Consider the following 12966-nt stretch of genomic DNA (forward strand, 5'->3'; position numbering starts at 1 on the left):
GAGTTTGGAATGGAATATACTAGACGACGAGATGATAAGAGAAGAAGTGTGGAAAGACTCGACCTTTCAAAAGGGGAGAACTCTCCTTCGGAACAAACATGTAGAGCTGAAAGAAATCACCGAGTTGAAAGACGATCATTTAAAAGTTTCCGCCAACGTAAATGGGACAGAGCGTTACAAGGTCAATCTGGAAATCAATGACTGGGTGGATTATGACTGTACTTGTCCTGCTTACAAGTCTTTTTCAGGTGCCTGTAAACATGTGGTAGCGGTCATGCTTGCGTATAACGATCGTGCTATGGAACATAACGAAAACCAACTACTTTCTTATCTGGCCTCTGCTGAAAAACCAAAAGAGTATCATGCGGCTATGTATATGATGAATCAAATGGCTGATTTTCTTGATGCCGATACTGGATTCCGCGGACGTAAAAAACTGAAGGTCGAGTATCATTTTGCGTTTGAATCTTGGGACCGAGATGATGCGAGTTCAATCAGAGTAAAAGTAGGGACAGAAAAACTCTATCAAATGAAGGATATTGTCTCAAATGCGCAGGCATTGTTGTATGAACGGCCTGTGGAATTTGGTAAGCATTTTGTCTATGATCCAGCCGACCACTATATTAGTACAAAAGACCGTGACATGTTGCGTTTTCTGGTAGAGATTAACAATTATCGTTTCCAATCAAATAGTTATTACTCTTACCGTTCCGGCAATAGAACAGAAGTTGAGATTCCGCCGGTATTGATAAAGGATGTAATCAAAAAATTAATCCATAACGAATATTATCGAATCAAACTGAATCATCGAGATCACGATTCTCGCCATATTGCTGATCCTCTCATCTTTGAAGAAGGAGAGAGCTTACTGCCTGTACCTTTTGAGATTGCGCCTGTTGAAGGCCAACCTGAACAGTACTATTTTTCTTTGGATCGTACTGAGGGAGAACAAGATCAGTTTTTGCTTTATGAAAATGCGAAGATACTGGTGAAAGAGAATGAGATCTACTTTTTAACGGATGAAGAAATTCGCATCTTAAGTATTTTATTTATGGCTATTAATGAGCGCCAAGGGAACCAGGTGTTAGTGCCGAAATCGATGATGAAGGACTTTTTAATTAATGCGTTACCTTCTATCAAAAAACGTTTCCCAGTAAAAATTGATAATCAAGTGAAAAAGGAATACCATAAAGAACCGCTCGTTTCAAAAATGTACATAGATTACATCGATCATCGCCTATGGATGGATGTCGAATTCCATTACGGTGGTCAATTCTATCACCCCCTTCTATCTCATGGCGATAGTGATGAACTTCCAGAGACGATGCTTTTGGATCTAGAAAAAGAGGGAGAAATCCTGAACTTTATTTATGATTTTGAGTTTCCTTTTATTATGGAAGAAAAAGGACTCGTTTTAGAAGATGAAGAAGAAATCTATCGCTTCTTATTTGATGCTTTACCAGAACTTGGTCAGCGAATGGAAGTATATACAACGTCTAACTTGAATCAAATAATTTATCATCCGCCGCAACATCCGCGATTAGTAGTGGATATGGATCAAAAGAGCAACTTGCTCCATATCACGTTTGATATTGAGGGCATCGAGGAAAAAGACCTCAAACAGATTATGCAAGACTTGGCTTCACAGAAGAAATTCCGTCGTTTATCAAATGGAAAACTGATTAACTTGCAAGATCAAGCCTTTCAGGAATACCACCGTACGTTAACCAAGATGGAAGTCCCGATTAAAGAGATGAAGCGTGAAATGGAACTTCCTTTACATCGTTTGTTTGCGTTAGATGAAGAAATGCTCAAACGAGCCGAATTAGAAAATCCCGTGCGTAATTTCTTGAACCGCTTGGGCCAAGTCGAACCAAAAAAATATCCACTTCCCAAAGCATTAGAAGCCAACTTGCGTCCTTATCAAGTAGAAGGATATCAATGGTTGAAAATGATGGATGAATTCAAATTTGGCGGTATTCTAGCAGATGATATGGGGCTGGGGAAAACCGTGCAGGCACTTGCTTTCATTGCATCTGTATTGGAAGAACAAACCAAACCGATTTTAGTCATCTGTCCGTCTAGTGTCTTGTATAACTGGCAAAAGGAAAGTAAACAGTTTATTCCAAGCGTGAAAACCATATTGATTACCGGAACCAAAGAGGAACGTCAAGCGGCTATTCAAGAAGCTAAAGACCAATCCATTCCAGTCTGGATTACTTCCTATCCGGTACTGATTCGAGACAGTGAGTGGTATGAAGATGTAGAATTTCGAACCATCATTTTGGATGAAGCGCAAATCGTTAAAAATATCGTAGCCAAAACAACCAAAGCAGCGCGTCTTCTAAAGGCAGAAAATAAATTCGCGCTTAGTGGAACGCCTTTAGAGAATCAACTTGGCGAATTATATTCCATCTTCTCCATTGCTGTACCAGGGTTGTTTACTTCCCAAAAAGGTTTCAAGAAAATGGATGTCCAACAGATTAACCGTAAAATTCGGCCCTTTGTCCTTCGACGTTTGAAGAAGGATGTGTTAAAAGACTTACCTGAGAAAGTTGAAAGTATTGAATACATCGATTTATCGCCTGAACAAAAGGCGATGTATGTTTCTCAACTTCGGTTGGTGCGGAATGAGACCAATGCACTGATCCAAGAAGGCAACTTAGAATCAAATCGGATTAAAGTATTGGCTGGTCTGACACGTTTACGCCAAATTTGTTGTGATCCACGTTTGGTTAATCCATCCTTCAAAGGAGAGTCAACCAAGTTGGAACGTCTGATGGAATACCTGGAAACCGCTCAAGAGAATGGGAAGCGTGTAGTATTATTTTCTCAGTTCACGCAAATGCTTGGTCTAATCCAGGACCGACTGAAAAAAGAAGGACGAGATTACTTCTACCTGGACGGAAACACACCAAATCAAGATCGGTTGGCGTTGACCACTCGTTTTAACGAAGGAGAAAAGGATTTGTTTCTTATTTCCTTACGAGCTGGTGGAACGGGGCTGAACTTAACAGGGGGAGACACAGTAATTCTTTATGACAGCTGGTGGAATCCTGCCGTTGAGAGTCAGGCGACAGACCGTGTTCACCGCTTCGGACAGAAAAACATGGTGCAAGTGATTCGGATGATTTGTACCGGTACGATTGAGGAACGCATCAATGAACTTCAAGGCCGTAAACGAGAATTAATTGATCAAGTTATCTCGGATGGTCAACAATCTCTAACCAGTTTGAGTAAAGAAGAGATCTTAGCGATTTTAAGTGATTAACAGAAGAAGTGTCAAAACACAGGGCAGATGTGTTTTGACACTTCTTTTATTTGTATAGGTAGAGTGGGATATTCTCCAATATAACAGAGAAATAAAAGGGGAAACGTTAGTCAGATGAACAATTATAAAAGTGTTTTTTTTAAACGATAGTTTTAACCTATTTTTTTGTTTATACATAAGTTTAATTAAGTATCACTTTGAGTTAATGAAAAACGCAAAAATATGCAAAAATGTTGTTAAATAAACAAAATGGTTAACAATATTTAAAAACTAAAGTTTAATATTTTTATTTTTCTACATTAAAACGTTTGACAAATGTTTATAAATCCAATATAGTTGCTAATGGAAATGACGAATGGTACAAAAAACAAAAGGGGTATAAAAAAGATGAAAAATAATAAGAAAAAATCTTTACCTTTACTATTGCTAGCGTTATTAATGATCAGTGTTGGTGCTTATGGAACTCGGGCTTATTTTTCGGATAGTGCAGTTGAAAAGGCTGATATTAAGTTAGTGTTAGGTGACTTAGATATTGAAAGTACATCTGATAAAGTTTGGACATATTCTGGAGTTAATAAAACAATAGGAACGAATGGTAAAACATTCGATGAAACAGCATCAAAAGAAATTAAGTATGTTCAACCTGGAGATGTTTTTAAAAGAGAATTTACTTTTGAAAATACTGGAACTTTGCATCAAATTGTAAGCACGAAAAATACGATCAAAAAGCTTGGAGATGAATTATTTACTGTAAATTTAACAGGAGAATTAGTAGATCATAAATCCATCGAACTAGCACCACTAACTTCAACTACTGTTACAGTTGAGTTAATCGTAAATAATTTGGAAAATGAATATAATACCAAACAAGATACTGATGGGATTATCGATTTGTTAGGTGAGTCTATAGCAGTAGATGCAGTTCAATTAACTCAACAATCATCTGATAGTCAGAATAATTAGAAATTTATTAATATAAATTAGGAAGTGATAACAGTGATGAGCATGAAAAAAAACTTTTTTTTCTATGTTGGTGTTATGGTTATTGCTTTCTTTTTTATTCTTCCAGGAAAAGTAGCTTATGCAATTTTTTCTGATACTGCCACTGAAAATTTGGGAATACAGCTAGTTTTGGGTAATATGGAGTTAACTGCTCAACCTATTAAAAACCATTTAAATATAACTACAGCGCAGGATAAATTCCAAAACTTCTCTGAGATCAATCTAAGAAATACTGGATCCCTGTACGGAAAACTTGCTTATAAAGTGGAAGTAGTAGGAGCAGAGGATTCTTATTATCCTATTCAGCTAACAGTTGGAAATAAAACTTTTCCGGCCGAAATTAATAATGTGGGCTATTTGCCACTTGATTCAATCGAAATATCTCCAAACGATCAGATAATTACGGTTAAGGCAGAAATCAAAGTAAAAGAGCTACCTCCAACCATAAAAAATTTAAAGGTTAAGATAACTTATCTGCTAGTTCAAATTAACGCCCCCTATGAAGAAATAATGTTCCATAGTAAAAAAGTGATAGATCACCAAATCAATATAAATGAGAAAATAAATCCGTCAGAATGGCCCACGACTCCATATGAATATTGGAAAGAGGGGCGAATAAAATATAGACCTATAATAAATGAGTATGAAATAAATTATCGTTATGAAATAAAAGGTTGGGAAAGTTTTGTAAGTAGACTGAATGGTAATAGAATTGTAGAAATTAAAGAATTCAAAAATTTCAATCAGAAGAATAAATTGATTTATCAGGTTAATGTTGTAGGTGAAACAGAACCTGTGCTATATATTTATACTGAGTGGAAGCGTCGTAAAGAAGATATATGGGATGTAATTACGGATTGGCTTATTCCGGATTTAAGAGAAAGGGTCAGAGCTAATGAATATCAATTATTCCCACAACTTATACTGGATTTTAATAATAAATTGCCAAATGAGAGTAAAATTACGTTAAAAGAATTAAGGATGCAAATCCATAGAGATACTTACTTACTTGATCCAGTTGTTCCAATTATAAATGAGGGTAATGAAGCGAAGAATAAAAAAAGTCTATTAGAAGAAATAACACCTAAGGAAACTTCGCTTCAAGAAATAGAAGAGCCTAAAAGTGAAAATATTGAAGATGGTCAAGTGCTCTCCATTTTTGAAAATATAGTGGACGAAGATGTAACAGAACTGCCACCTTCTGAAGAGGAGAAAATGGAAATACCTCCAGAAGTTGTTGAAGAAGAGGTAATAATAGAGGTTCCTGTAGAAGTTGAAGAACCCGAACAACCAGAACCATCCGAAGAACCTCAAGAACCACCTCCCGTCAAAGAGGAAGAGCCTATAGAAGAAATTCTCGAACAAGTTCCAGATGAAGAAAAAGAAAATCAAACCGTCGAAGGAATAGAATCAAATCCTCCGATAGAACCGGTAGAATAAGAAAAAAGAGCTGAGACTTCCTCAGCTCTTTTGCTATATATAAAGCACGCTTTTTTCTTTCCAATCCTAGCAATGCTATAATAATGTTATAAAACGGTACTGTTAGGAGTGTCAACAAAGAAAAGAGTGTAGGTGAAGAAGATGTCGAAAGAGAAACGTTTGCGTAAGTTAGAGAAATTATATGAAGAGTTGCTTTCTTTGCGTGATGCCGTATATGAAGAGGGAAACCAACTTTATCATAAATGGGAAAAGAGCATTGAACGTGAAGAGTTCAAGGAAAGTGCGAAAAACTTAGCGTACTATGTGGCCTTAAGACGACGAGACATTCGGGATTTACAAGAAAAGTTATCGCAGTGGGGACTTTCTTCATTAGGTAGAACGGAGGCAAAAGTACTCCCGCAGCTGAACATGCTGCTCTTGGTGGTATCTAAATTATTAGACAGGCCGATTGAAAAATACGAGGACTACGATGCGGAAGAAACGGAGAAGCTGCGGTACGACTTATTGCAGAAGAATTCGAAGCGTGTATTAGGTCCGAAATCAGAAGAACGCTATACACGAATTATGGTGACGATGCCTTCTGAAGCGAGTGAAGACGTAGAATTTGTGGAACGTTTACTCGAAGAGGGGATGCAGATTGCCCGGATTAATTGCGGCCATGACGATGCCAAAACATGGAAGAAAATGGTCAAGACCATCCGCAAAGCGGAAGAAAAGACCGATAAGAAATGCCGAATCTACTTTGATATTGCCGGACCAAAAATAAGGGTGGATAGTTTGTATACTACCGATCCAAAAGCTCGACTCAAAGTGGGGGATACATTCTTCATCACAGCGGAAGAAGCGCTCCAATCATTTTATGACCAGGCTCTTGTGTTAGGCTGTAAAAATAAAGATATTCTGGAAAACCTTGTGGAGAAAGATACGGTTGCGCTTGATGACGGGATCATTGAAGGTCACGTGGTAGAAGTGAAGCCAGAAGGGGCGATTATCAAAGTCGACAAAGCAAGCAAGGCAAAAGGAGTTCGGGTGAAAGCTCAAAAGGGGATCAACTTCCCGAACACAACGGTCAAAATTCCGCTGATCACCCAAAAGGATAAGCAAGACCTCAAAGATATTCACGAGTACGCCGATATTCTTGGCTTCTCTTTTGTAAAAGACGTGGATGATATAGCTACGCTTCAAGAAGAATTAAGAAACCTTTTGGGAGAAGAGGAAGCGCGAAACGTTCCTCTCATTGTAAAAATTGAGACCGTCCAAAGTATTAATCATCTGGTCGATATTATTATCGCATCGGCCGGGCGCAACGACTTTGGAATTATGATTGCTCGTGGTGATTTGGCGGTAGAGGCAGGCTTCTTGCGCCTATCGGAACTACAGGAAGAAATTCTCTGGATGTGTGAGGCAGCTCATATTCCAGTCATCTGGGCAACCCAAGTACTCGAAACCTTAGTAAAAGAGGGAATCCCAACGCGTGCGGAAATTACCGATGCTGCCATGGGGGCAAGAGCAGAGTGTGTGATGTTGAATAAAGGAAACTACCTAGAAGACGGCGTCAAACTCCTGAATGATGTTCTCGTCCAAGCACAGGCACATCAGTACAAAAAGACTGCCAAATTACGGGCTTTAAGTATTGCGGAAAAAGCTTGGCTACGGAAGAAAAAGTAAATACATGATAAAATAGAGCCACCTCCGGATTGTCCTGAGGTGGCTGTTTAATATGTAAATATAACTTGACAGATAGAAGCAAGGTAACGCATGATAATTGAAAAGAAAATAAAAATAAGAGGGCTATGAGGTCATGATCATGAATCCAATTCTAAGACTCGTCTTGAAACTGTTATCTTCACCAAAAATCAATATGCAAGAAGATTACGAAAAGGTCCGCAAAGTCCAGGCTATTCTGGCACGTTCACCTAAGAATAAATATAAGTTTTTGGATCGAGCCATATATTCAACGGAAGATGGTCATGAAATTCCAGTACGTGTATTTTATCCAGAAGAAAAACGCAGTGATGAAGTAATTTTATTTTTCCACGGTGGCGGTTGGGTGTTGGGAGGAATTGACACCTATACGAAAGACTGTATCAAAATGGCTGACCGGACGGGGCGCGTGATTCTTTCGGTTGATTACCGTAAAGCTCCAGAAAATCCATTTCCAGCGGGATTTGAAGATTGCTACCGAGTAACGGAGGTTCTCTTCAATAATCTAAACTTGATTGGTGTAGATGATTATCGAAAAGTGACCTTAATGGGCAACTCTGCTGGGGCGAATTTAGCTGCTGTCGTCTCCATGCGATTGAGAGATGAAGGGAAGATTGTTCCGCATAAACAAATTTTGGTAAACCCGGTTACGTATTGGTACCATCAAGAAGATGCACCCTTTCTGAGTGTAGATTTATACGGGCAGGATTATGGATTAACACGCAAAAAGATGCAGGAATATATGGATATGTACGAACCAGATATAGAGAAACGAAAGAATCCGTATATTTCACCGCTAATGGCAAAGGATTTTACGAACCAACCAAAAACATTACTTATTTCTTCAGAGTTCGACCTTTTACGTGATGAGGGAGAAGCATACGGCAGAGAACTGAAGGCTGCTGGTAACGAAGTTCGCATTTTCAGAGCAAATGGTACCGTGCATAACTATTTATATGCTCCTATCCAGAACGAAATTGTGGATCAAACGTATGATTTGATTCATAAGTACTTGGATGACCAGTTAGAAGGGAGTGAGAAAAATCGAAAGCAGAGCGAGACGTCAACGTAAAAATTGGGTGCGGCTAGATAATGCCTCGAACATTTTCTTAGCTGCCATGAATGCACGAGATACAAAAGTATACCGCATGAGTGCGGAAGTAACGGAAACCGTTGATCCGGAATTGCTTCAAAAAGCATTAAACAAAGTGTACGATCATTACTTGTTATACCACAGTGTCTTGCGTCGCGGATTTTTCTGGTACTACCTGGAAGAAAGTGACTTAAAGCCTTATGTACAACTGGATACGAACCCTCCATGTGAGGCCTTGTATCATTTTGATCGTCGTGAATTATTATTCCGTGTAATCTATTGGAAGAAACGAATCAGTATTGAAGTATTTCATGTGCTCTCAGATGGAACAGGCGCGATGTGGTTTTTCGAGGATCTTTTACGCGAATATTTGTCGCTGCGATATCCCGATCCAGAAAGAGTGGAGAAAGAATACAAGCGTATGTATATGAATGAGGACAGCTTCGAGCGTCATTTCCGTAAAAAAGAAAGTTTCGCGAAATCAGCTCAATCAGCCATCCGAACGCTAACCGATATGGGTCGAACAGCGGGAAGTTTTGCCTTTGGAAAAAAGAAAAATCAAAGTGTGTTGATGCCGGTCGCGGATGATAATAGTAATCAAAAGGTCTATCAGGTTAAAGGAACCTATACCCCAGACACTCGTCCGCGTATTGTGGAGATGGAAATGCCGGTAAAGGCTGTTCTTTCCTTAGCGAAGGAAGAAGGGGTTTCCTTAACCCTCTATTTGATTGCCTTGTTTATGGAGTCAATTCGTTTATCGGCTACTGACTTCAAGGGAAATGAAACGATGGCAGTGTCGGTTCCAGTCAATCTGCGTCAGTTTTTCCCATCTGATACAGCGAGGAATTTCTTTTCCACAACCCGGTTAGAGTATCAATATAAAACGACAAAAGAAAATACAGTGAAAGAAATTTGTCTGGAATTGAAAGAGCAATTCGATCAGCAACTGACGAAAGAAAGCCTGGAAGAATGGCTCACTCGCTTGATTGCCTTTGAATATCATCCCATCGGAAGAATTATTATTCGTCCCATCAAAGACTTGGTATTGAAGATGATCAATCGGCAGAATAACCGTAATCTTACCATTGCCATCTCTAATCTGGGTCGTGTAGTATTTCCGCCTGAAATTGATTCGTACATCCATCAAGTCTACTTTCATACAATCGCGGTTCGGCCACAATTCTGTGCAATTAGTCACGGAGATGTACTGACAATCAGCTTCTCCACACCTTTTGTTGAGACAGCACTGTACCAAAAATTTGCTGCCCAATTAACTGAAAAAGGAATTCCCATCACAGTAGCGGTTAACAAAGTCACGCAAGAAGAGTTGGGAGGGGACGAAGGATGAAACATTGCTCCTACTGCAACGTAGACGTGAAGGGCGACTGGACGTCCTGCCCATTATGCGGTCATACAACGAAAGATACAGGCAAGAGAGTCGCGAATCCTTACCCCGATGTCCCATTGAAATTTAGCCGGCAAAAAGTAACCAAGAGCATGTTACTTGTTTCTTTAATGATTATTTTTGGGACCTTTTTGGTTGGCCTTATCTGGCGTGGGCGGGTACAAGGGTTACAGGGAGCTTTGTTCGGTATCATGACGATGTGGCTCGTTGTCCTCATCTTTATCCGCAAGAGAAGAAATTTAGTAAAGAGTATTCTCTATCTTTTAGTTTGCTTGTCTTTGATTTGTATTTACTTTGACTTCTTAGCGGGATGGACAGCTTGGTCTACCACTTATGCGGTTCCTCTTATTTGTAGCTTTGCTCTGTTGGCGATGTTCCTTATTTCCCGTCTGTTCAAAATGAAGACAGGAGACTACATTCTTTATTTTCTAGCTGGCGGGGCGCTGGGACTGGTACCTACATTGTTCTTATTTTTCGATTGGGTAAGAAATCCGATCCCGGCATGGATATCGATTGGATTAAGTTTGAGTTTGCTTATCTTGATTATTTGGTTCCGCGGACGCGAAATTATTGCTGAGTTGCATAAACGATTGTTTATTTAAGACACTCTTTCAAGTTCTTATTATTTTTCCTTTACAAAAAGCTATGCTATGATTAGTTTAATAAAGTAATTGGGGGTTGATGGGTGTGAAAAAGTTTACGTGGTTGGCTGCAATGTTTTTGTTGGTGGGATGTACCGCTGGTGGAGACAGCGAGGAATCCTCTTCAGTTTCGGAGACAGTAGAATCTACATCTAGCATGGTAGAGGAAAGTGACACGGCGGAAGTGGCTGATACGACTACAGAATCTTTGCCTGAAGAAGAAAGTAGCGAATAATCAAGAGGAACAGGAGCGGGCGGTCAATCTTCAAGTGACACAGCTACATCAGGTGAAACTGGTGGAACAAGTGAAACAGGAGAAGCATTAACGTTGTATATCCCAACGGCTCTTCGCGAAAGTGAAGGGACAGAACTATACAATGAAGTAATTGGAGTTGCAGAAGACTTCACGACTACCAATGCCAACCTAGGTGAAGAAGAATTGTTTACGTTGAGCTATACAGGATACTTCATCGAAAATGAAGATGGTCCATTACAAGCATTCTTCATGGGAATTAACCGTGTGGGTACACCGTTAACCAACTTATCCTTTACCTTGAATTTCTTAGTAGGTGAAGAAGCAGTTTGGGAAAATACAGTATTCACTTTGTATGAAGATGAATTCGGTGAACAGCCTGTTAATACGGCAATGCCAATTTTCTTGGACGTACCGGCTGGCAAAGAAGAGCTTCTTAAAGGAGCAACACCTGAACAATCCTTTATTGAAATTTTTGACTTAGAAGTAGAATAAAACAATCATAATGACTTTACCTTCTGAAAAGGTAAGGTCATTTTTTCTTCATTTTGACAAATTATTCATTCGTTGCTATGATTATCTCGAATTAGAGATGTTTTTTAGTAAAGGAGAGATTGAGGAATGAAAACAGCAGGAATCCACCACATTTCAGCCATTGTAGGAAATGCTCAAGAAAATGTCGATTTTTATGCAGGGATATTAGGGTTAAGGCTCGTCAAAAAAACAGTGAACTTCGATGATCCAGGAACCTATCATTTATATTTTGGCAATGAAGGTGGTGAACCGGGAACACTCATTACGTTCTTTCCATGGAATCGCAGCTACCGTGGAAAAGTGGGCGGAGGTCAAGTAGGCATTACCTCCTATGCAGTCCCAATGGGGGCATTGCCATTCTGGGAGAAGCGCCTTTCTCACTATGATATCCCCTTTGATAAGGTAGAACGTTTTGGGGAGACGTACCTTCAATTTGTTGATGTGCATGGCTTAATTCTTGAAATCGTGGAACGTTCGGAAGGAAAAGAAAATCCGTGGACCTTTAATGGCGTGACACCGGAAGTAGGAATCAAAGGGTTTGCTGGAACCGTCTTTTTCTCGCTTAAACCAGAAGAGACTATCAAAACGGTTGAAGAAGTGATGGATCTAAATAAATTGGGTGAAGAGGGAGACGTTGTGCGATATCGTTCTAGCTCGGATCGAGGCAATACCATTGATATTAAAAAAACAGCTGTACCAAAAGGACGCATGGGAATCGGGACGGTTCACCACATTGCATGGAGAGCAAAGGACGAGCAAGAACTGAAAGCTTGGCAAGATCGAGTGCAGGAAAATGACTTGCAGGTGACCGAAGTGAAGGACCGGAACTACTTCAAGGCGATTTACTACCGCGAACATGGAGACATCCTTTTTGAGATTGCAACGGATGGACCAGGCTTTGCCCATGATGAGTCCTATGAGAAAATGGGATCGGAAGTTATGCTGCCTCCCGCTTATGAAAACCGTCGTGACGAATTAGTGAACCCATTGCTGCCCATAGAAGTGCGTGAAGTTTAGCCAAATTCTCAGTGCAAGACTCTTTTTTGAAAGGGGTAAAGAATATGGATCAGGAGAAAGACGAACGTTCTTTGTCTGAAGAAACAAAAAAAGATGAGATGATTACAGACAAATCAATTGAGGATCCCACTTCTTCCAGCTATGGAGAAGGGCCAGAGGATAAAAATAGGATAGGAGCTGCATTTCTTCCAATTGGGATTGGAGTCGGTGTGGCAATTGGAGTTGCGATTGACCAACTTGCGTTAGGACTGTTAATTGGGATTGCAATTGGTCTAGTAATCAGTTCCATTCATCGAAAGTGAATAGCAGAGAGGCCGGGACAAGTCTCGGCATCTTTTTTTATTGCTAATCGTTGCGATAGCAAAGTTCATTCGCGCATTATCGCAACGTAAGAGCTCGTTCCGTTGTGATAGCAAAGTATATCCGCGCCCTATCACAACGGAAGTGGCTTTATCGTTGCGATAGCGAAAGTTTTGCTCGTTCTATCACTACGAAAGATTGACGTAGAATTAACATTTGCTATCCTATACGCTATAAATAGATAGTTGACACGTTTTCTGGTATATTGAAGAAAATAAATCCGTTTCTTTGTCCTTTGTAGTTATG

Annotated in this window: 11 protein-coding genes; all 11 read left to right on the plus strand. The window is 39.7% G+C overall.

Annotation, left to right across the window (positions count from 1 at the left end; all coding sequences use genetic code 11):
• Window positions 1–4: 4 nt before the first annotated feature.
• Window positions 5–3271, plus strand: a complete 3267-nt coding sequence (locus PVE40_RS03860; RefSeq protein WP_274730564.1) for a DEAD/DEAH box helicase — start codon at window positions 5–7, stop codon at window positions 3269–3271.
• 387 nt (window positions 3272–3658) lie between these two features.
• Window positions 3659–4234, plus strand: a complete 576-nt coding sequence (locus tag PVE40_RS03865; protein ID WP_274730565.1) for a hypothetical protein — start codon at window positions 3659–3661, stop codon at window positions 4232–4234.
• 33 nt (window positions 4235–4267) lie between these two features.
• Window positions 4268–5713 carry a hypothetical protein gene (locus tag PVE40_RS03870; RefSeq protein ID WP_274730566.1) on the plus strand — a complete coding sequence of 482 codons (1446 nt, stop codon included), beginning with the start codon at window positions 4268–4270 and terminating at the stop codon, window positions 5711–5713.
• 141 nt (window positions 5714–5854) lie between these two features.
• Window positions 5855–7381 (plus strand): pyruvate kinase, encoded by a 1527-nt coding sequence (locus PVE40_RS03875; RefSeq protein WP_274730567.1) that lies wholly within the window; start codon window positions 5855–5857, stop codon window positions 7379–7381.
• A 139-nt stretch (window positions 7382–7520) separates the two neighbouring features.
• The gene (locus tag PVE40_RS03880; protein ID WP_274730568.1) at window positions 7521–8489 is read left to right on the plus strand and encodes an alpha/beta hydrolase; all 969 of its coding nucleotides are present in this window, start codon (window positions 7521–7523) and stop codon (window positions 8487–8489) included.
• Window positions 8452–9858 carry a condensation domain-containing protein gene (locus PVE40_RS03885; protein WP_274730569.1) on the plus strand — a complete coding sequence of 469 codons (1407 nt, stop codon included), beginning with the start codon at window positions 8452–8454 and terminating at the stop codon, window positions 9856–9858. Before PVE40_RS03880 ends, PVE40_RS03885 begins: the two co-directional genes overlap by 38 nt.
• The gene (locus tag PVE40_RS03890) at window positions 9855–10517 is read left to right on the plus strand and encodes a DUF6320 domain-containing protein (protein ID WP_274730570.1); all 663 of its coding nucleotides are present in this window, start codon (window positions 9855–9857) and stop codon (window positions 10515–10517) included. The genes PVE40_RS03885 and PVE40_RS03890 overlap by 4 nt, the downstream gene beginning before the upstream one ends.
• Window positions 10518–10602: 85 nt before the next feature.
• Window positions 10603–10791 (plus strand): hypothetical protein, encoded by a 189-nt coding sequence (locus PVE40_RS03895; RefSeq protein WP_274730571.1) that lies wholly within the window; start codon window positions 10603–10605, stop codon window positions 10789–10791.
• Between the two features lie 93 nt (window positions 10792–10884).
• A complete protein-coding gene (locus tag PVE40_RS03900; RefSeq protein WP_274730572.1) occupies window positions 10885–11304 on the plus strand; it encodes a hypothetical protein in 420 nt (139 codons plus the stop codon).
• Between the two features lie 126 nt (window positions 11305–11430).
• Window positions 11431–12360 carry a ring-cleaving dioxygenase gene (locus PVE40_RS03905; protein WP_274730573.1) on the plus strand — a complete coding sequence of 310 codons (930 nt, stop codon included), beginning with the start codon at window positions 11431–11433 and terminating at the stop codon, window positions 12358–12360.
• Between the two features lie 44 nt (window positions 12361–12404).
• Window positions 12405–12662 (plus strand): AtpZ/AtpI family protein, encoded by a 258-nt coding sequence (locus PVE40_RS03910; protein WP_274730575.1) that lies wholly within the window; start codon window positions 12405–12407, stop codon window positions 12660–12662.
• Window positions 12663–12966 lie beyond the last annotated feature (304 nt).

Origin of the sequence: Jeotgalibaca caeni, assembly GCF_028863945.1 — a bacterium.
GTDB lineage: Bacteria > Bacillota > Bacilli > Lactobacillales > Aerococcaceae > Jeotgalibaca > Jeotgalibaca caeni.